The organism is Nostoc commune NIES-4072, from assembly GCF_003113895.1.
Lineage (GTDB): Bacteria > Cyanobacteriota > Cyanobacteriia > Cyanobacteriales > Nostocaceae > Nostoc > Nostoc commune.
This window is the reverse complement of the sequence record NZ_BDUD01000001.1, coordinates 4,161,744-4,180,638: the sequence shown is the minus strand read 5'-3', so window position 1 is coordinate 4,180,638 and position 18,895 is coordinate 4,161,744. Positions and strand designations below refer to the sequence as shown.

The window sequence follows — 18,895 nt, the reverse complement described above, 5'->3', positions numbered from 1 at the left end:
CTATTCATTGTTCACTTTCAAAGGTTAATCTTTAGCCCTTAACCCTCAGTAGCCCACCGTTAATTGCTATGGATACTTCTGAAAATCAAGTTTCAACGGTTGAAACCCAATCAGATAGTTCTGTGCCTTCTGAGTTAGCACCTACTCGTTCGCGTAAACCTTGGTTCTGGAGATTGCTGATTTTATTTCTGGCAACCGGTGGCATTATTCTATGGCGGATGTTAACTCCTGGTGGCGCACCACGCTCCTCTGTTGCACAACAAGGTCCACCCCCAAAACCAATTGAAACAATCTCCCTCGCAACTGGAAGTGCTACAAGAAGTGTCCAGTTGTTGGGACAAGTAGAAGCTACTCAGCAGTCAACAATCCGCGCTCAAACTAGTGGAATTGTCAAGAAAATTTCAGTGCAACCAGGCGATCGCGTGACAATAGGGATGGCGATCGCTTTACTCGACGATACCGATCAGCAATTGGCAATTAGCCAAGCACGAGCGCAACTGGCACAACAACGGAGCAATTTGGCACGTTTGGAAGTCGGTACTCGTCCTGAAATCATTGCTCAACGTCAAGCGGCTGTCACATCTGCTAAGGCGCGAGAACTGGAAGCACGGGATAACCTAAAACGCACGAGTGATCTTGTCAAAGAAGGTGCTTTATCTCAAAGATTGTTAGTGGAAGCTCAAGCACAATTGAATAGCATCCAAGGAGAACGATTAGAAGCCGAGGCAGAACTGGCCGAAGCAAAAGCTGGGCCGATTCAAGAAGAAATCGCCGCTCAACGAGCAAATGTAGAAGCAGCTAAAGCCACCTTAGCTCAAGCAGAATTAGCAAAACAGCGAACTCGGATTTTGGCATCGGAATCAGGAATAGTCCAGACTCGTCATATTAGCAATGGTGATTTAGTCCAAACTTCTGGTCAAATTGTCACCTTAGTAGCAGGCGATCGCTTCGATATTTTCCTAGAGTTACCCGAAGAACTCAGTGGTAAAGTTACCCCAGGTATGACAATCGATCTCACAACTCGCGCCCTACCGCAATGGAAACAACGCGCCACCATCACTGCTGTAGTCCCTTCTGCCGAAACTGCTTCTCGTCGCCAACGTGTGCGTGTCCAAATTAACAAACCCCCGTCAGGATTAATACCAGGAATGGCGATCGCAGGCAACCTAAATATGCCCTCGAATCGCTCTAGCTTTGTGGTGTCACGAGATGCATTAACCAGAAGGCAAAACGAGTGGCTAGTTTTTGCAGTTGCTGACGGCAAAGCTAAACAAATTCCAGTCGAGATGGTTTCTGACATGGGTAAAAATGTCGCAATTTATCATCCCACTTTACGCACTGGTCAACGTATTGTGCTACGTGGCGGTGATGGATTGCAAGATGGTGCGCCTGTAAAAATAGTTGATCCAACTTAAAACAATTCGCAATTCGCAATTACGTTTTGTGACGGCGATTTAAACCCCCAAAGTTGGTTAAAACATAGGTTGTACCACACTTCCATAGACTTCTTGCAGAAGTCGGTTAAAGAGGAAGAATCGTCTCTTTCTCCTTTAACCTTTCCTTCTTCAAAATACTGCAAACCCAGTTTAAATATGACTTTCTAAATTACGAATTAATATGAATTTTATTGAAACCGCCGTTCGTTGGCGACATGGAACTTTTGTTTTGTTTTGCTTGCTAGCAATGTTCGGGGTGTTCTCCCTACTAAAGTTACCCCTAGAATTGCAACCAGGAGGCGATCGCCCGGAAATTACGATCACAACTACCTATCCGGGCGCAGGGCCAACAGAGGTAGAAGACCTGATTACCCGCCCCATCGAAGAACAGATGCAAGAGGTGCTAGGTGTCCAAGAAATTAGCAGTACTTCTCGTGCTGGACGTAGCAGCATTACCTTAGAATTTGCTCAGGATGCCAACGCTAGAGAACGGATGGTAGATGTTCTCAACCGCTTACAGCAGGTGGAAAGCTTGCCCCCAGAAGCTCAAGAATCGAGTGTAGAACTGGTAGGTGGTAACAGTTCACCGATGATGTGGATTCCGTTTGATACCAAAGAAGGATTTCAACCGGATGCAGACCGTTATCGGGACTTAGCAGAAGAAGTGGTAATTCCCCGTTTGCGGCGAGTCGAGGGAACTGGACAATTTTTGTTAGTAGGTGGACAAGAACGAGAAGTCGAGGTGAAGGTTGATCCGAAAGCATTAAGCGATCGCAATCTCGCAATTGGTGATGTAGTCCGAGTTCTTCAAGAAAATAACCGTGATATCCGGGGTGGGCCATTAATTCTCGGACGACGGGAATATCGAGTCCGCACAATTAGCAGATCGCAAGATTTATCGCAAATTGAAGGCTTTGTGCTGCGACGCGACCAATCAGGCACAGTTTACTTGCGAGATGTAGCAAAAGTCCAGATGGGACGCAAACCCCAAGATAGCGCGTTGGTGTTCAACGGCAAACCTGGGGTAGCAGTCGGTGTAATTCGGCAGATTGGGGCGAATGTGCCGGAGGTTGCTAAAGGCATCCGGGCGGAAATTGCTGCACTACAAACTGAATTTGACCAACAAAATCAAGGCATTCGCTTTGTTTATAACTACGATGAAAGCCAGTACATCAATCAATCCATTGCATTTGTTCAAGGCAACTTAGTTAGTGGGGCACTATTAGCAACCATCGTCTTGATTCTGTTCCTTGGCTCCATGCGTACCGTTGCAGTGGTGGCAATTACAATTCCCACTACACTGATTATGGTGTTCATTGTCATGTCTGCATTTGGACGCACATTAAACATTATCAGTTTGGCGGGATTAGCGTTTGCAGTGGGTATGGTCGTGGATAATGCGATCGTCGTAATTGAGAATGTTTTCACCCATATCCAGCAAGGCAAAAGTGCCATGCGGGCAGCCATTGAAGGTACTCAGGAAGTTTGGGGCGCAATGCTTGGTTCTACTTTAACCAACGTAGTCGTATTTGTACCACTGTTAATGGTGACGGGTGAAGCAGGGCAACTCTACACCGATATGGCGATCGCTCTTTCTGCCTCTTCTCTATTCTCGCTGTTTGCGGCATTAACTTTAGTCCCAATGCTATCAGGATTGTTCCTGAAACAATCGGAAGCCATGCAAATGATGCAGGGTGGTGAATATCGGGGCGGTAATTGGTTTGAGCGTATGGTAGCTAAAACCTCTGCGGTGTTTCGTCATTTTCAAAGCAAACTGGAAAACTTTCTCGCCACTACCGTCAGTTGGTCACTGGGACGTAAGCGTATTGGTCGCAGGTTAATTGTGCTGTCGATTCCGATTGTTTTATTAGTGACTAGTATTTTTCTTTTACCACCTGCCGATTATTTACCCGAAGGAAATCGTAACTTAGTTGTATTGCGGGCAGAACCGTTACCGGGAACCAGTATCCCAGAAGCGATTCGGCAATCTGAACCTGTGCAAAAATTTCTGCGATCGCAACCAGAAGTTGAGCGCATCATGTATGTTGACCGTCCAGGGGCGCTGCGAGGTATTGCAACTATCTTAAAACCAGAATTTGCCACGACTACGGGACTCGCTGATATGGTGGATCGGTTACGCGCCCAAAGCAGTAACTTTGCTGGATACCGTTTTGTAATCCCAACACGGATTTCTATATTCCGCGATCCGGGTAAAGAATTTGAAGTGGATATTGTTGGGGCTGATTTAAATCAGATTGGTGATTTAGAAAAGCAAATTACCGGGAAATTGCGATCGCTTCCAGGGGTTCAGAATGTGCGCTCAAACTTTGTATTGGGTGCAGGAGAATTACAAGTGATTCCCAACCGCGAACGCATCGCCGAAGTGGGACTTTCGGAAGCGGAAATTGGTTCGATGGTAGAAGCAGCATTGGGTGGTAAAGTTGCCTCCGATTACATTGATGGCAAAGAAGAATTAGATGTCTCAGTGGAGTTGCAAAATACTGCTGTGGAAACCCCAGAGCAACTGCGCCAATTACCTCTATATACACGAGGACGACAAGTGCAACTAGGGGATATTGCCGAAGTCGTGGAAACAACGGGAGCTGATGCCATTAACCACGTTGATTTAGAGCGCTCAATTAGTCTTACTGTTTCCCTTGCACCCGATGCTCCTCTTGCTAGGCTTGTAGAACGTACCGAAGAAGAAATTCTAAATCCTTTGCGTGCTAGTTTACCAACAGGCTATCGGCTAGAACTGGCAGGTTCAGCAGATCAGTTAGCAATAACTGTTGGTCAATTAGCTGCTGCTTTTGCATTTTCGATTTTGATTACTTACTTGTTACTGGTGGCGTTGTATCGCTCATTCCTTTACCCAGTAGTAATTATGGCAACAGTGCCGATGGGTATGAGTGGCGCACTATTGAGCCTAGTAATTGCTAATCTAATTCCGGGAATGAATGTAGCATTGGATATGATTACAGCCTTGGGATTTGTGATTCTTACAGGTGTGGTTGTTAACAACGCCATTCTACTAGTTGATCGCGCCTTGCAACTCCAGCAAGCAGGTGACGATTTTGATGCATCCTTATATAATGCGACAAACGATCGCTTACGGGCGATTTTCATGTCTGCTGGAACTAGTGTTTTAGGGATGTTACCGCTAGCAGTTTTACCAGGTCAGGGTTCAGAATTATATCAGGGGTTAGGCATTGTCTTAACAGGTGGTCTGGCTTTTTCTACGATTTTGACTCCTACTGTCGTACCCGCACTTATGGGTTTACTGTACGATCTTTCTGGACGTAAATCGCTGCGATCGCCAACTGCAAAAAAGCCGGACAAACTAGCTACTAACTGATAATCATCTTTTAGATTCATTTAGAATTATCACAAAAGAGTTGTCAAAGATATGCAAAACGCTAATCTACAAAAAGCGACATTTGGAGCAGGCTGTTTCTGGGGAGTTGAAGCAGCATTTCGTCAAGTGAAAGGAGTAACTTCTACAGCAGTTGGTTACAGTGGGGGACACTTTGAGAATCCAACCTACGAAGATGTCTGTAGAGGCAAAACTGGACACGCTGAGGCAGTGGAAGTGGAATATGATCCGGCAATAGTATCTTATGAAGAACTGCTAAATGTGTTTTGGAATAAGCACAATCCGACAATATCAAACCACCAGGAATCGGATGTTGGTGATCAATATCGGTCAGTGATATTTTTCCACACTCCAGAGCAGGAATTATTAGCAAGAGCCTCTAAGGAGCAGCTTGAAAATAGTTCTCGTTATCACAAAAATCCAATTGTGACGGAGATTGTAGCTGCATCACAATTCTATAGAGCAGAAGAGTATCATCAGCAATATCTGGAGAAGCATGGACGAGTGTCTTACAAAATAGGCTAATCTTTCACCGAATTGAGGGGATCTGGGATCTTAAAAGCCGAATACTGCAAATCCCCTTATTTGCTATAAGCTTTAGTTGTGATGGTTCAACCCTTTTGCGCTTATACCCCCTAAAGCGATTGCGAATATTATTTATCAAAACTCCTCCAAATCAAATGATTTTAGATTCTGGATTTTAAACAAAAGCTTTAGCATAGAATATCCATCTAAAGATAAATAATGCACTAGATTGCAACATTTATTTCCAGAAATCACGATGAAATAAAGAGAATACTTGTTTTTCCCCGTTACTATACTGATGAGTAAGTTCATGAGTGCTGTAATTGAGGGTTAGGCAACCTACTTGTAAGCGTCGGGGTTGGACTTGAGATATGCAAACTAGATGTGGTTTAGCTTATCAGGTGGTATTATCTGCGGCGTAACGGAAATTGGTTCAAACAGCCTCTGTACTTATAATTAACTTTCTGTTAAAGCAGATTAGGTCAAGGGTAAAAGCTTTTTCTTACTCCCCACTCCTTATTTACTTTTCTCCTCGTCTCCCAACATTTTTAATAATTTTCTGGCAATTAAAACACCTACAACTCCTGCACCAACGACTTCCACTGCTTGCACGATTTTTTTCCCTACATCTTGAGAGTCAAGGTGGTGATGAAAAATCTCTTCATCCACCCATTCAGTTGTTGCTTTAAAGTCATGAATTGGTGTTGGCAATAGCGTTAAATAAGTGCCTTGGCGAATTAAATGCCCAGATTCTCCTGCAACTTCAAAAACATTGAAAAGGTTAGCGGCAGCATCATTTAACCCCAATTTTAAGAGAGTTCCGCGTATATTTACCTTTGCTGGCTTAAGGTCTTCTCCTAGAGCGATCGCTTTCAAATTGTGAGCAATATTAGCTCCTTGTTGATAAGCAACTTGAGCTGTAGGTGGTAGTGAACTACCTTGAACTGCTGCACAATCACCGCCTGCAAAAACTTCTGGAAAGTCGAGCAATTGCATCGTGGGAGTGACTAGGAGACGGTTATGATGATCCCGATGTTCTTTAGGAATTGGTAAGTCTTGAATTAGTGGATGAGTGGAAGTACCAGCAGTCCAAATTGTGGTGTATGTTGGCAGTGTTTCAAGTTGATTATTTCTCTTATATTCAATTGTATTTGGGTGAACAGCAGTAGCTTCTGCTCCCGTAAGGATTTCAATTGGTATAGTGCGTTTTTGTAATTCTTTCTCAGCAATTGGGCGTAGTGGATCGTTAATATCGCCATCAAGGATTTTTTGACCATGATTGACCAATACCACACGAATCTCACTCGAATTGCCTCCTAAAGCGCTATACCAATGTGGTAGAAAATCCGCTAGAGTTGCTGCCATTTCTACACCACTTGCACCACCACCAACTATAGCTACTGTTAATAGTTTTCGGCGTTGTTCTACATCTTCAGTTTGGACGGCTTTTTGCAAACAGTCACGTAAATGACGGTCAAGAGCGATCGCATCTGCTTGCGTCCAGAAAGGAAAAGCATTAACATTCGCACCCTCAACACGATGATAGCCAGTAACGCTGCCCAAAGCTAATACTAAATTGCTGTAATTATAGGAGTTTCCCGAAGCTAATTTAACTTCCCGTTGATGCAAGTCTATCGATTGCACTGTATCTTGAACAAAGATGACACCACTACCTTTGAGTAATTCTGAAAAACGTGGGACTACCTGAAAGCTATCCATTTCACTATCGAAATACTCATAAAGTAATGGCTTAAAGCAAAAGCGCTCATCTTTATCAATCAAGATGACAGAGCGAGGATAATGTTCGTGAGCTAAATGTAAGGCTGTAAATAGCCCCGTAAAACCGCCGCCGACAATCACAGTTTGATAAATTGGGTTGTTCATAAAATACTCTTCAACCTTTTGCTATACGAATAAAAACAATGCAATGAAAATGACGCTGATAAAAAGAGCCAATGCAATAGCATATTCAACTCTGCGACTAAAAAATCCGACAGCAGCAATCAGAGCGATCGCTAGCCCAATAATGCCAGCATATTGCTCTTTTTGTAATCCGCGTGCAATTAGTGGATCTTGACCTGGTGCTGGAGTTTCTTGAATTGTTTTTGGTGCTAGTTCTGAAGCTGGTATTTCTTGCACGAATAGATTCATCACATTACTCCTTAAGATATTTGGATTTCTGGACATTTTTATGTTCGCCAAAGGTAGAGAAGTGAGAAAAGAAAGACCCAAACAACATCAACAAAGTGCCAAAAAAGAGTAGTTGCACTTGTACCGAAGTGAGTCTTATTATAATTGCCTGGAATAAATGAGCGAATCAGCATAATTATCTGAAGCACAACACCAGCCAGAACATGTAGACCGTGGAAGCCTGTTAGTAAGTAAAATGTCGAACCAACTAACCCTGTAGTAATCTTGAAATCGAGGCTTTTCCACTCAATTAGCAGACCAACTAAGAAGTAACTCCCCATTGCGATCGTTATTAACCATAGCCAACGAAATTTATTGAGTTGATTACGCTTGAGGGCATTTTCTGCTGGTTGAATGACAAAGCTGCTAGAAAGTAATACTACCGTATTAATAACCACAATTGTAGACAATTCTGGCCCAGAAATACCAGGTGGTAGCCAATTTTTAGTAGTCAGTCGTAGAGCAATATAAGTAAAGATGAAACTCAAAAAGATGATGCTTTCCGACAGCAGGAACACGGTAAATCCGAACATTCCTTTACCATGATGATCTTCATGACTACCGCCACCACTTGGTAGGAATCGCTGTAACCAATTTGGCAAGCGTCGCCGCCACAAATCAAAACGGATTGGACTTTCATCTATATGAGTGCGACGTTGCATAATTCAATTGGGGAATTGGGCATTGGGCATTGGGCATTGGGATTAGAAATTGAAGAACTTATAACTATTATTTCCTTCCTAGTCCCCAGTCCCTACTGAAACTCACCATTATTAGAATTTTCGATTACTGAGTATTTTGGATTGCCGTAGTCATAAGGAGGTCTTGTGACAATTGGAATCTCCTCAAAGTTATCTCGTGGAGGTGGTGAAGAAATTGTCCATTCTAATCCAGTAGCGTGCCAAGGATTGTCAACAGCCCTCGGCCCGTAAAGCCAAGAGCCTACTATGTTAGCAATAAAAGGCAATGTAGATGCTCCTAGTAAGAATGATGCCAGGCTAGCGATGACGTTCCATCCTTGATACTGTGGATCGTAGGAAGAAACTCGGCGTAGCATCCCTTGTAAACCTAATGGGTGCATGGAGAAGAAGGTAATATTGGCAGGTATAAAGGTCAGCCAAAAATGTAACTTGCCCCAACCCTCAGCATACATTCTTCCAGTTATTTTAGGAAACCAGTAGTAAATTGCCGCGAAAATTGCCATTGTGATCGTGTTAAAAACGATGTAATGGAAGTGTCCCACTACAAAGTAAGTATTATTAACGTGAATATCAAAGGGCGTGGCAGCAAGCATTACACCAGTAACACCGCCAAAAATAAACATGGCTGCACCTCCCATTGCAAACAGCATTGGTGTCTCTAGATGTAGTTTGCTCCTCCAAATGGTGGCAGTCCAAGCGAAGGCTTTAATACCAGTGGGTATAGCAACTAACATTGAAGTAGCCATAAAGGTCATCCGCATCCAACCAGGGGTGGCACTGGTGAACATGTGATGTACCCAAACGAAGATGCTGATTAAAGCAATACCCAAGGTTGCGATCGCAACTGACCGATAACCAAATAGAGGATTGCGAGAAAATGCAGGCAAAACCTCAGCAAAAATACCGAAGGCTGGTAGTGCCATGATATAAACTGCTGGATGAGAGTAGAACCAAAATAAATGCTGGTAAATAATGGGATCGCCATTCCCATCCGGTTTAAAGAATTGTGTACCAACCGATAGGTCAAGCAACAGCAAGATCAATGCACCCGTCAATGCAGGTAAATTAATCAGTTGCAATAACTGGGCACTGAGAACCGACCAAACAAACACAGGCATCCGAAAAAATGTCATTCCTGGGGCCCGCATCCAAAAGATAGTTGTCACAAAGTTGACAGCCCCCATGATTGAAGAGATGCCAATTAAAACTAAACTGACTATCCAAATAAATTCACCGTTAATCAGTTCACCGCCTGGAATTTGCAGACTAATTGGCGGATAAGACCACCAGCCAGATTGTGCAGTGCCGTTTGGGAGGAAGAAGCTAGATAGTAGTAAAAGACCTGCGGGTGGCAAAATCCAAAAAGAGATGGCGTTGAGCAGGGGAAAAGCCATGTCCCGCGCTCCAATCATTAACGGTACTAAGTAGTTAGAAAGACCTGCATTGAAGGGAATAATCCACAGGAAAATCATGATTGTCCCGTGCATGGTGAACAAACCGTTGTAAAGCGGGCGATCAACCAAATTTGATTCTGGGGTGAGCAATTCAGCCCTGATCAGCATCGCCAACAGCCCGCCAATCAAGAAGAAAATGAAGGTCATGACCATGTACTGAATTCCAATCACCTTATGATCGGTGTTGAAGCTGAAATATTGCCGCCAAGTATTACCCTGCTGGTTCTGGTAATTTTTCGATTCTTGATCCCCGGTAATCTCTTGACTAAAATCATGTGTCATTATTTTGCTTCCTTTTATTGGCAATGCCAGGTTGAGCAGGTGTGACGGTGTACCAGCCGCTATTAAACAATGTTTTTGGTGGTTGGATATTTTCGGCAACTGCCTGATTTACCTTACTGAGTCTTGAGTACTGAGTACTTTCGCATTTAGTAAACGCCCCGCCCTTTATCGCTGGAATATTCTTATCCTGAGTTGGTTGATACTCCGCACTTTGTGGGCAGTCTTTTAACTCAGCACTCAGCACTCGGAACTCAGCACTCTTCATTGGAGTTTGTTCGCTATTAGCAGTTTGCGTGAGCCACTGATTATATTGATCGAGGGATTCAACGTATACATCCGTTTCCATTAAGGCAAAGTAAGTGCCGCTAAATTGAGAATCTTTCAGCCGATATTTGCCTGCACGAATGGGTGTTAGCACAATATCAATGTCGCGCCCTGGAATAATATCCTGCTTTAAGCGAAACTCAGGGACGTAGAAACCGTGGATTACATCCTGCGCTTGCAGATTTAAGCGAGTGCTGCGATTTATCGGCAGATGTAATTGATTGCTAGTAACATTATTTGGATAACGAAAAGACCAATCCCACTGCTTAACGAAAACATCAATAGTTTCAGATGCAGGTTTGGGGGCATCGCTGACGGTTTCGGCATAAGCGGGTGCAGATTCTAGGGGTGTGTGCAAATGCACAATTTGCTTTAAACCTAAAATATTTAATTGCTGATAAATATTGAAGCTTTGGAAAGCAATCCACACTACTAACAAAGTCGGGGTTGCTGTCCACAATATTTCTAGCCTTGCATCGCCTCTAGAAGGGTGTCCCTCGGTGTAGTCTTCTGGAGGGGCGCGATGGAATGCGATCGCATAAATCATAACGCCAATTAGCCCAAGTAAGATAAATGCTCCAATTGAGACTAAGAAACTAAATAAATCATCTACCCGTTGTGCTTCTGCTGTAGCTTGGGGAGGCATCCAAGAAAACGCCTGCTTCCCAATCCACCGACTGATGACGAGCAACACTGCTACATAAACCGCTATCAATACATATTCAAAAACACTAAACATAAAATTTGATAAATTCTCGTTTAATTATTTGTTGTCAACATTCTTAGAAATGGTATTAGCAGCAGTAACATGAATCCCAAATTCCTCTCCCAAATGCGCTCCCAATGTTCCGTGAACGAATAATATGCCTAATATCGCAATCCCTGCTAACAAGTAACTCCACTGCACCTGTCTGGAATCATCCTTTCGCCAGCGATAGCGTTGTAAACCTCTCCATACAGACATGGCTACAATGATCCCCAACAGCAAAACGCCACCCAAACCGTGTAAAAGCATCGTCCAACCAGGATTTAACCCCCAAGCACTCTTTTGATCGACTGGTGGATTTGCCAAAAGTAGCTCAAAAAAACCAGCCGCAACCGTGAAAAATGTGATAGCTGCTGCTGCTATCAGGTTGTACCAGCCGACATCAAAAAAGCTAGAACGGGTAGCAGCCAATCCCAAAAATTTGAAAATTGGTTTTTCTAAAGAAAACAGCACTCCTCCTATGTCAAAAATGATGGCAATGATGAACAAACCCAGCGTTAGATGCACCAACTGCGGATGTATAGGAATCTCGTAAGGTAATCCGTTAGCGCCCAGCCGTAATCTCAACTGCTCAATCAGTTGTGGGTTCATGGTGAAACTCCCTGTTTCAAGGCTTGAACTACAGGTTCAACGTGCAATCCATACACCCAAAACAGTTTACTCCCTAAATACACTTGCAAGAATACTAGGCAGACTAAAAATGTTGCAGCCCCCAAATAAGCTGGCGGTACTTTTCGGGTGCTGCGGTTGCGAATCACAAAACGCCAAGCTGCGATCGCTGCAACAATCGCCCCTAGTGACCAACCCAGGACGGTATGATAATTCAGTGTTGACTGAGCTGCTTTCTGAGCTTGTGCTAGTCCTGCTTCAAACTGACCAAAGATAATTGCTAAGAAAATAGCGATCGCAGCAACAAACATATTCCAGAAACTCACCTCAAATAAACGCACGTTACGGGTAAAATACCCCACCACGTCACAGAAAAAAGAAAAAAACACCATTGCAATCACAAAGTGAACGATAATTGGGTGCAAAGGATCAGGGTAAGGTAGATTCTGGCTATTGAGAGGTAAGGCAGACATCGCTTTTTCCTTGGAGTATTAGTTTGTTATTAATAATAAGCACCTGAAAAGATACATTTCTATAAGATTAATAAATAACTTTAGTACATGGCTACTTGCCGTTAATTAAACTCTTGTATAAATAAATCCATATCAAAAAATTCAATTTATTATAAAATCTATCTCCTGCTTAAGAAACACACGCAACTGACCGAAACAGAAAAGGATAAGTAGGTGGGTGGGAAAATTTATTGTTGAGATAAGGCAGGAGGCAGGGGGCAGGAGGGAAGGGAGTTTTAGCCCAATACGGTTCAGTTAAGGGCTAATTGTACAAAATTGGGTTTTCGAGACGCGATAAATCGCCGTCTCTACAAGTGTTTTGGTCTTATCTGAACTGTATTGTAGCTCTTCCTAGTGAAGATGATACGGTACAACTCAAACGGCGAGATGGTACGTTAATCGCTAGTTACAACCCACATTCCGCACTTCAAAATGTCATACCTTAATACTTCAATAAATGCTACAAAAAATCATTATTCTGATTAAGTATTAACACTGCTATCTACTAGACTTTTAGCGATCGCTATTCAAGGACTATTAGCCCAAAAACTGTAGTACTGGTGTACTACAAAGCGAAGTGCGGAATATGGGTTACAAAAACCCTCATGGCAAAATTACCGGAGCGTTATTAAGTCCCAATGGTCGAGCGATCGCTCACTCTGCAATTCCTCTCAGAACTATTAGAAATATTTCTTAATTAAGATGTTATGCCGCGCTTATTCATGCACTGGTACTACTTCGCGTGACGCTAGGAAACCAAGGACAATTGCTACCAAGATCAATGCTGGAACATCGCCGAAGAGGTGTCCACGTTCCGCAGAGTCAATCACTGCGTGTACCGCCATGATCACCCCATGAACAAAACTCGACCAGACAGTGAACCAGATTAAACTAAGATGCGCTTCTGGTTTTCGAGAAGCCCATAGTAAAAATACACCGAGCGTCGCATAAATGCCGATGATCATCTGTTCATATTCGTATTGACCTGGTTGCCATGACCAGCCCGATGACCATATCTTCATCAACGGATAGACCATGAGAAAAGCAATTCCAACAATAACAAGGGCAATTCGCAAATACCGATGCTGCTCCATCCTACGTATATTTTCAGAAATCAAACCGGATTCCTATAGTACAGCGCGGCGGAAATAAACAACCCATTTCAAATCAACGAAACATTTACGCTGTGTTTCTTTTTATTTTTGGCTTTTGACTTTTGACTTCCGCCTTGCGGTACTAGTAACTAATCCCTTTTATTTACTGAACTTTATTGTCTAATCAAACATCAACATTTATCTGTTCTATCTGTCTAGCGGCTTTATCCCAAAGCTTTGCTGAAGTTTCATCTTGCCAATGAGTTCTTAGATTTTCCGCTTTTTTGTGACATATTCGCTCTAACATTTCTAATATTGCAGATAATGTCAATTTATTAATTAATGTTTCTAAAATCTCCATATATTCTTTTTGCATGATATTTGCCTCCTTAATATCATCTGATAGCTTCTGATAAAACTCATCTACATTTGCTTTGTGTTCTCAAAAAATAGATTAAGATTGATTGCAGATTACTAATATTCTGCCAGCTTTTACACCCAGTTTAGCCTACTTTAAATACTCAATGTTGATAATTTATTTTTAACAGATTAAAAAACTGTTTAATTCAAATATTTCCTCACAGCTACCTCAAGTTTTTTACCTAGCTTCAAAATAGGTAGGATAACTAGAAAGTATGAATTGTAATGCGATAGGCTATACCCCGTCGGAGGCGATGGCTTCTCTTTGAGACGCTACGCAAACGCCCGCCGTAGGCATCGCCATTGCTTACAGTCATCCTAGACAAAATAGGGTTAACCCGGATTTATTACAAACTAAGCATCATCTCTACAGTAGAACTAACAAAAATTACTACTCCTTGAAATGTATATTCACTTTTTCATAAGTATCTTATAGCCTCTAAATCAGGTACTTATAAATATTTTAGTGAATGACATTGATGCATTTCTTTACTATTAAACATGTTGACGAAGAAACGGGTTAGGATTGGCGATCGCTCGTCAAATGGTCGTTGGCAAACATGGCGGGGCGATCGCTGTAGAGTCAACTTGAGGAGAAGACATAGCGTTGACCCTTTGCTAGTGTGACTAGCGCAGGTGAAATTTTAGCAGTTAATCAGCCTGCTGCCAGACTCTTTAACAAGACCAGTAAAGCGCTGAACAAATGCGATGCTCTCCGACCGACCGTAGGTCATCACAAGAAGTAATGCAAAATGATCCTAGTCGGATTTGGATTCGCACGCAGAAACTAAACGATCGCTACATTGCAATTTTCATCAAGGATAACGGTAACGGAATCCCTACCCAGATTCATAATCAGATATTTAACGAACTTTGGGGGTTTAAGTCCCCAGCAAGATAGGCAGCACGTTTTGTGTCGGGGTCTAAATCCCCGTCACAAAACGTAATTGCGTTAGCGCAGCGTTAGCGAGGAACGAGCGTCATTGCGTTAGCGGAGCGGGGCGTTAGCCCATTGCGAATTGCGAATTGGTTTAATCCCTTCTTCACCACTAAGCCAGTCGGTAAAGGGACAGGATTAGGATTATCGATTTGTTACCAAATTATAGACAGCCATGATGGTCGAATTAATGTGATATCTGATCCAGCTTGGGGAACTGAATTTAGTATTGAATTGCCCATTATTTGCGGATAAACTAATAGCATTGCTGTATTCATCTTGGAATGTTCAGCTTATTTCCAACATCCTCAATAAAAATTTTTCCGTGAGTTTTTACAGCTCACAGATGGTAGAGTACAGAATTGCCCTACGCATTTCACCCTATGACTACCGCACCCTTAAGCTGGCAAGAACTAGAAACTCTCACGGATTATCAAATAGATACCGTTAATGGTCTCACAAACGCTAGAGCCAGGTTGCGCTTGTTTGGTCAGCCAGAATCTGATGTGCGGGTAACGTTATACCGCGATAACCACGCCTGGTGTCCTTACTGTCAAAAAGTTTGGTTATGGCTAGAGGAAAAACAGATCCCCTATCGCATTGAAAAAGTGACAATGTTCTGCTATGGGGAGAAAGAAAGTTGGTACAAACGTAAGGTACCATCAGGAATGCTCCCTGCGATCGAGCTAGATGGACAAATTATTAAGGAAAGCGATGATATTTTGATCGCTTTGGAAAAGGTATTTGGCCCATTGAACCAAGGCATGGAAGACCTGACGGTACTTCCTCTACGTCAATTAGAACGACTTTTATTTAGAGCCTGGTGCGCTTGGCTGTGCTCTAGAACCGATTCCTCTCAACAAGAACAACGCAACCGAGAACAATTTATCAAAGTGGTGGCTAGGGTCGAGGAGGCTCTGGGTCGCACCTCAAGCCCTTACTTTCTATCGGGCTTCGGCATCGTCGATGTCATTTTTACGCCATATCTCGAACGGATGAATGCGAGCCTTTACTACTATAAAGGCTATTCCCTGCGTTCGGAAAACCCTCGCTTGAGCGCATGGTTTGCGGCAATGGAAAGCCGACCGACCTACTGCGGTACCCAGAGCGACTTTCACACCCACGCACATGATTTACCGCCCCAGATGGGGGGCTGTTGGGAAAACGGCGAAACCCAAATGCTTCTCAATAAAGCGCGGGTGGATAATGGCCCCTGGTTTGGGCTACCAGATGTTAGTTATCCAGAACCCGAAAACTCCCGTATGGAAGCTCTTCAACGAACTATCGAACACCGCACCAATATTATCCGAGTCAACCCTTTAAATGATAAATTGTTTGATCAAGCGCTACGTTGTGCTTTAACACACATGATGACAGGTGAAGACTGTGTACCTCCATCGGGATCTGATGTTGCTCTACGATATTTGCGCGATCGCATTAATGTACCGCGAGACATGTCCATCTACGCAGCCAAGCGATTGAGGGAATCCCTGGAGAAAACCGCAGCCCTTGCGGGTGATGGGCAGCCAGCCCCCATTCCTACTAAGCATCGACGAGATCAAGACCCGTCTAACTTTGCAATCAAGTGAGATTCAGGTATCCATCCTGGTAGATTGCGCTCCTCTAACAGTTAACAGTGAACAGTTATCTTGGTTTGAACGCACCCCAACTAATTGCTTGCAATATAGTTGGGGATTCTTTCGCTAGGAAACTCTAAGATTTCTCAGCGTATCCAGAGTTACTGGCGTTCTCAGTGTGTCGTTGGAACTTTTGCCTACGAACACTCTAGAAAAGTGCTTATCTCCTACAATTAACGAGTACCAGTATCTAGCACCAATATTGTAAGAAGCAGAGAGATCAGCGTTGTACTGCTTATCATTTTTAAATACAGCCAAAGAGTAATTAATCTTACTCCTTCTAACCTTACCACTTCCATCAAAAGCGTAAGCACTGGTGTATTTAGGGTTAATAAAAATTATTTTACCTCCCAATTCATTCCATCTTTGTTGTGTCAACTCAACTATTTTATACCAATTTAATGTGAAGCTGCATAGAAAAGAGCTTCTAGAATAAAGTTATAAGAAGAGACAGAAATTACTTGCTCAAATGTAAGTTGGTCGAATATCTCTTGGATGCGTTCGCGTAAAGCTTGTAAAGAAGAGAAAAGTTGATTTTTGAGAGGTTTCTTGAGGAGTTGCCAAAGCCTTTCAATGGGATTGAGTTCAGGGGCTGATGGTGGTTGAAACAGAGGAATGATATTTTCTGGCCAACAAATTGCTGAACTGGTATGAGCCGGTGCTTGGTCAACCTGTAAAATAGCGTAATCCGAACCTAATTGTTGAGATAGCCAGTCCAAGAACTGTTGAAAACACTCGCCATCCAGTTTTGGGTACTCATAATGTTGTGGTCTCCAGTTAATGGTTCAATTGCACCATAAATCCAAAAGTTGTCCCGTGGCCATATCACCTTAACGGTGGGCTTGACTCCGGAAGCTGTAATCACTTTGCCTGTAAGAGTTTTGAGTCCAACCCTTGTTTCATCCTGACACAAGTAGCGAACACACTTGCCAGGTGCGAGATGTTCTTCTAGACAGTTGAGAATGGTGCCGAGTTTTTTTTAAACTCAGATACCAATTTCTCGTCTTGTTTATGGCTTTGAGGGCGTGGGACTTTCAGCTTTGCTCCTAATCGATATCTCACCCACGCATAAACAGTTGCATATTCAACATCTTGCCCATGTTCTTGTTTCAACCATTCAACTATTGCACCATAGCTGGCAAACCCTTTCCCTGTTTTTAACTCCTCCTCAAGTGCTGCGATCGCAGCATCATCGATTTTCCGTTTGTTTAAATTGTAAAAACAGATGTACGATATGATCTCGTCCATGCCCATTTAAAATGTTTCCCTGTAAATCTTTTAGCAAAGTCTGGTATTTACCAGGATTTTCTGGATCGATGCCATCTTCTAGTATGGTTTTTAAATCTTCTTCTGTTAGTGCCATTGCTTAACTCTTGTTGTAAAGTTACAATTGAACCGTTGCAGATTAAAATCAAGAATTTTAGATAGTCTTAGTAAGACATTTGGTTTAACACTACGCAACTTCTGAAGTAAAAGGTTTCAACCGAAAAATATAATAGGGTGGCATAGAAGTATTTTCTCCTGCATTGAGAGGAGCAGAACGATGTAATTGATTGCAATCTAAATATATATATCCATTTGAACCCAAGGTCAGCGAATCTATCCAAGACAACTTCTCATCAGTAACTAGAATTTGGTAGCATCGATCTGGTGTAATCACTCCAATCCCATTATTTGCTAAGTCTCCCAAGTAGATATTGTTTTTTTGGTCAATGGTAATGCCATCACAAATTGGGAGCAACGCGAAAAAGTGAGATCGGGGTTTAGTTCTCAATTACACCCCTATATTCTCAACAAAATCTGGTTTTTTAGTTGCGATCGCATCCTGAAACAAGCTATATACGTCCCAGATTTTAGCACCTCACAAAATCGCGTTGCTCCCTCACAAATTGGTTTTTGGCTGTATCTTTCAATTTTGCTGCCCAATTCAGCTTCACTCAAATCAGGATTGCTCAAGTCTGCACTTTGCACGCGGTACATACTAGTACCATGCATCGGACAAAAATATAGCCATTCATTGCATGTATCTAGGACAATCCCATTCACACCCAAGTGAGGACGAATTAAAGTCCCATTAAGCTGCTTAATCTGCACTGGTATACCGTCAACCACCAAATCAATGTCGTCTGGCACTACGCTTTGGTGTCCTTGTAAAATGCGACAAGCTAACCCTGTTTTCAAATCAACCCTAATCAAAGCCGCCTTATTTCCATCTGCTGGGTCGGAAATATAGACAACATTACGGGTCAAATCCACTGCTAAATCATTAACAAAGGAACTATCTAATGTTATGGGCGGTGGTAGATAAATCACTCTTGCCAGTTCATTTTTATGAGTGTCCCATGCCACCAGTTTAGGAACTGACTTACTTTGATTGCCGTTGTCTAACATCCAAATAGTTCCATTAGCATCAGACTTAATTCCTAGCACGGTATCAAAAATAAAAAATCTTACTTTTGACGGCTTAGGAAATGGTACTATATCGTCTTTGGTAAGCTCCGCTACTTTGATTTCAGGGTTATAAAACTGGTGAAGGCTAAGAATAATTCGACCTTCAGGTGTGACAGTGATGTTACCGGGGGCAATCGGTAATTCTGCTACGACTTCTAGGCGATCGCGTAAATTTTCCATAGTA

General features: G+C 42.7%; 21 protein-coding genes and 1 pseudogene. 7 read left to right on the top strand and 15 right to left on the bottom strand.

Features of this window, described 5'->3' with window-relative positions; translation table 11 throughout:
* Positions 1 to 68: 68 nt before the first annotated feature.
* The 3 genes from CDC33_RS18430 to msrA all read left to right on the top strand — a co-directional run bounded on the left by CDC33_RS18430 (position 69) and on the right by msrA (position 5,334).
* Positions 69 to 1,415 (top strand): efflux RND transporter periplasmic adaptor subunit, encoded by a 1,347-nt coding sequence (locus CDC33_RS18430; RefSeq protein WP_109009707.1) that lies wholly within the window; start codon positions 69 to 71, stop codon positions 1,413 to 1,415.
* Positions 1,416 to 1,617: 202 nt separating this feature from the next.
* Complete coding sequence (locus CDC33_RS18425) at positions 1,618 to 4,791, top strand: efflux RND transporter permease subunit (RefSeq protein WP_109009706.1); 3,174 nt, start codon at positions 1,618 to 1,620, stop codon at positions 4,789 to 4,791.
* A gap of 51 nt (positions 4,792 to 4,842) precedes the next feature.
* Positions 4,843 to 5,334, top strand: a complete 492-nt coding sequence (gene msrA / locus CDC33_RS18420; protein WP_109009705.1) for a peptide-methionine (S)-S-oxide reductase MsrA — start codon at positions 4,843 to 4,845, stop codon at positions 5,332 to 5,334.
* A gap of 516 nt (positions 5,335 to 5,850) precedes the next feature.
* Here msrA and CDC33_RS18410 read toward each other — a convergent pair.
* From CDC33_RS18410 to CDC33_RS18370, 9 genes are all read right to left on the bottom strand, one after another.
* Positions 5,851 to 7,218, bottom strand: a complete 1,368-nt coding sequence (locus CDC33_RS18410) for an NAD(P)/FAD-dependent oxidoreductase (RefSeq protein WP_109009704.1) — start codon at positions 7,216 to 7,218, stop codon at positions 5,851 to 5,853.
* 21 nt (positions 7,219 to 7,239) lie between these two features.
* Positions 7,240 to 7,485 carry a hypothetical protein gene (locus CDC33_RS18405; protein ID WP_109009703.1) on the bottom strand — a complete coding sequence of 82 codons (246 nt, stop codon included), beginning with the start codon at positions 7,483 to 7,485 and terminating at the stop codon, positions 7,240 to 7,242.
* 38 nt (positions 7,486 to 7,523) lie between these two features.
* On the bottom strand, positions 7,524 to 8,186 hold the full coding sequence (locus CDC33_RS18400) for a cytochrome c oxidase subunit 3 (protein WP_109009702.1): 663 nt from the start codon (positions 8,184 to 8,186) through the stop codon (positions 7,524 to 7,526).
* A gap of 92 nt (positions 8,187 to 8,278) precedes the next feature.
* Complete coding sequence (locus CDC33_RS18395; RefSeq protein WP_109009701.1) at positions 8,279 to 9,961, bottom strand: cytochrome c oxidase subunit I; 1,683 nt, start codon at positions 9,959 to 9,961, stop codon at positions 8,279 to 8,281.
* On the bottom strand, positions 9,951 to 11,024 hold the full coding sequence (locus CDC33_RS18390; RefSeq protein ID WP_244919270.1) for a cytochrome c oxidase subunit II: 1,074 nt from the start codon (positions 11,022 to 11,024) through the stop codon (positions 9,951 to 9,953). Before CDC33_RS18390 ends, CDC33_RS18395 begins: the two co-directional genes overlap by 11 nt.
* 24 nt (positions 11,025 to 11,048) lie before the next feature.
* Entirely contained in the window at positions 11,049 to 11,642 is a 594-nt protein-coding gene (locus tag CDC33_RS18385; RefSeq protein WP_109009700.1) for a DUF2231 domain-containing protein, read from the bottom strand.
* A complete protein-coding gene (locus tag CDC33_RS18380; protein WP_109009699.1) occupies positions 11,639 to 12,133 on the bottom strand; it encodes a DUF2231 domain-containing protein in 495 nt (164 codons plus the stop codon). The genes CDC33_RS18385 and CDC33_RS18380 overlap by 4 nt, the downstream gene beginning before the upstream one ends.
* Before the next feature lie 755 nt (positions 12,134 to 12,888).
* The gene (locus CDC33_RS18375) at positions 12,889 to 13,266 is read right to left on the bottom strand and encodes a DUF6632 domain-containing protein (protein WP_109009698.1); all 378 of its coding nucleotides are present in this window, start codon (positions 13,264 to 13,266) and stop codon (positions 12,889 to 12,891) included.
* Between the two features lie 184 nt (positions 13,267 to 13,450).
* Positions 13,451 to 13,642: a hypothetical protein gene (locus CDC33_RS18370; protein ID WP_109009697.1), complete on the bottom strand. Its 192-nt coding sequence runs from the start codon at positions 13,640 to 13,642 to the stop codon at positions 13,451 to 13,453.
* Positions 13,643 to 14,187: 545 nt separating this feature from the next.
* On the opposite strand from CDC33_RS18370, the gene CDC33_RS41300 reads away from it, so the two are divergent.
* The 4 genes and pseudogenes from CDC33_RS41300 (at position 14,188) to CDC33_RS18350 (ending at position 16,212) form a co-directional block, all read left to right on the top strand.
* Complete coding sequence (locus tag CDC33_RS41300) at positions 14,188 to 14,313, top strand: hypothetical protein (RefSeq protein WP_280524419.1); 126 nt, start codon at positions 14,188 to 14,190, stop codon at positions 14,311 to 14,313.
* 76 nt (positions 14,314 to 14,389) lie between these two features.
* On the top strand, positions 14,390 to 14,587 hold the full coding sequence (locus CDC33_RS18360) for an ATP-binding protein (protein ID WP_219930048.1): 198 nt from the start codon (positions 14,390 to 14,392) through the stop codon (positions 14,585 to 14,587).
* Positions 14,588 to 14,695: 108 nt separating this feature from the next.
* Positions 14,696 to 14,878: pseudogene (locus tag CDC33_RS18355) on the top strand (ATP-binding protein); the annotation flags it as partial.
* A 128-nt stretch (positions 14,879 to 15,006) separates the two neighbouring features.
* The gene (locus tag CDC33_RS18350) at positions 15,007 to 16,212 is read left to right on the top strand and encodes a glutathione S-transferase family protein (RefSeq protein ID WP_109009696.1); all 1,206 of its coding nucleotides are present in this window, start codon (positions 15,007 to 15,009) and stop codon (positions 16,210 to 16,212) included.
* A 114-nt stretch (positions 16,213 to 16,326) separates the two neighbouring features.
* Here CDC33_RS18350 and CDC33_RS18345 read toward each other — a convergent pair whose 3' ends face one another.
* From CDC33_RS18345 to CDC33_RS18320, 6 genes are all read right to left on the bottom strand, one after another.
* Entirely contained in the window at positions 16,327 to 16,638 is a 312-nt protein-coding gene (locus CDC33_RS18345) for a hypothetical protein (RefSeq protein WP_219930047.1), read from the bottom strand.
* Positions 16,639 to 16,658: 20 nt separating this feature from the next.
* On the bottom strand, positions 16,659 to 17,042 hold the full coding sequence (locus CDC33_RS18340) for a transposase (RefSeq protein WP_109009695.1): 384 nt from the start codon (positions 17,040 to 17,042) through the stop codon (positions 16,659 to 16,661).
* 166 nt (positions 17,043 to 17,208) lie between these two features.
* Entirely contained in the window at positions 17,209 to 17,508 is a 300-nt protein-coding gene (locus CDC33_RS18335) for a winged helix-turn-helix domain-containing protein (protein WP_219930046.1), read from the bottom strand.
* Positions 17,450 to 17,623 (bottom strand): hypothetical protein, encoded by a 174-nt coding sequence (locus CDC33_RS18330; RefSeq protein WP_244919267.1) that lies wholly within the window; start codon positions 17,621 to 17,623, stop codon positions 17,450 to 17,452. The genes CDC33_RS18335 and CDC33_RS18330 overlap by 59 nt, the downstream gene beginning before the upstream one ends.
* A 90-nt stretch (positions 17,624 to 17,713) precedes the next feature.
* Positions 17,714 to 18,034 carry a hypothetical protein gene (locus tag CDC33_RS18325; RefSeq protein WP_219930045.1) on the bottom strand — a complete coding sequence of 107 codons (321 nt, stop codon included), beginning with the start codon at positions 18,032 to 18,034 and terminating at the stop codon, positions 17,714 to 17,716.
* Positions 18,035 to 18,042: 8 nt separating this feature from the next.
* Entirely contained in the window at positions 18,043 to 18,891 is an 849-nt protein-coding gene (locus CDC33_RS18320) for an L-dopachrome tautomerase-related protein (RefSeq protein ID WP_109009693.1), read from the bottom strand.
* Between the last annotated feature and the right edge of the window lie 4 nt (positions 18,892 to 18,895).

Excerpts from the sequence above, each read along its gene's own strand:
- CDC33_RS18330 (WP_244919267.1), bottom strand. The coding sequence starts at position 17,623 with ATGGCACTAACAGAAGAAGATTTAAAAACCATACTAGAAGATGGCATC.
- CDC33_RS18390 (WP_244919270.1), bottom strand. The coding sequence starts at position 11,024 with ATGTTTAGTGTTTTTGAATATGTATTGATAGCGGTTTATGTAGCAGTG.
- CDC33_RS18385 (WP_109009700.1), bottom strand. The coding sequence starts at position 11,642 with ATGAACCCACAACTGATTGAGCAGTTGAGATTACGGCTGGGCGCTAAC.
- CDC33_RS18375 (WP_109009698.1), bottom strand. The coding sequence starts at position 13,266 with ATGGAGCAGCATCGGTATTTGCGAATTGCCCTTGTTATTGTTGGAATT.
- CDC33_RS18350 (WP_109009696.1), top strand. The coding sequence starts at position 15,007 with ATGACTACCGCACCCTTAAGCTGGCAAGAACTAGAAACTCTCACGGAT.
- CDC33_RS18380 (WP_109009699.1), bottom strand. The coding sequence starts at position 12,133 with ATGTCTGCCTTACCTCTCAATAGCCAGAATCTACCTTACCCTGATCCT.
- msrA (WP_109009705.1), top strand. The coding sequence starts at position 4,843 with ATGCAAAACGCTAATCTACAAAAAGCGACATTTGGAGCAGGCTGTTTC.
- CDC33_RS18425 (WP_109009706.1), top strand. The coding sequence starts at position 1,618 with ATGAATTTTATTGAAACCGCCGTTCGTTGGCGACATGGAACTTTTGTT.
- CDC33_RS18335 (WP_219930046.1), bottom strand. The coding sequence starts at position 17,508 with ATGGACGAGATCATATCGTACATCTGTTTTTACAATTTAAACAAACGG.
- CDC33_RS18430 (WP_109009707.1), top strand. The coding sequence starts at position 69 with ATGGATACTTCTGAAAATCAAGTTTCAACGGTTGAAACCCAATCAGAT.
- CDC33_RS18395 (WP_109009701.1), bottom strand. The coding sequence starts at position 9,961 with ATGACACATGATTTTAGTCAAGAGATTACCGGGGATCAAGAATCGAAA.
- CDC33_RS41300 (WP_280524419.1), top strand. The coding sequence starts at position 14,188 with ATGTTGACGAAGAAACGGGTTAGGATTGGCGATCGCTCGTCAAATGGT.
- CDC33_RS18370 (WP_109009697.1), bottom strand. The coding sequence starts at position 13,642 with ATGCAAAAAGAATATATGGAGATTTTAGAAACATTAATTAATAAATTG.
- CDC33_RS18405 (WP_109009703.1), bottom strand. The coding sequence starts at position 7,485 with ATGAATCTATTCGTGCAAGAAATACCAGCTTCAGAACTAGCACCAAAA.
- CDC33_RS18410 (WP_109009704.1), bottom strand. The coding sequence starts at position 7,218 with ATGAACAACCCAATTTATCAAACTGTGATTGTCGGCGGCGGTTTTACG.
- CDC33_RS18400 (WP_109009702.1), bottom strand. The coding sequence starts at position 8,186 with ATGCAACGTCGCACTCATATAGATGAAAGTCCAATCCGTTTTGATTTG.
- CDC33_RS18360 (WP_219930048.1), top strand. The coding sequence starts at position 14,390 with ATGCGATGCTCTCCGACCGACCGTAGGTCATCACAAGAAGTAATGCAA.
- CDC33_RS18320 (WP_109009693.1), bottom strand. The coding sequence starts at position 18,891 with ATGGAAAATTTACGCGATCGCCTAGAAGTCGTAGCAGAATTACCGATT.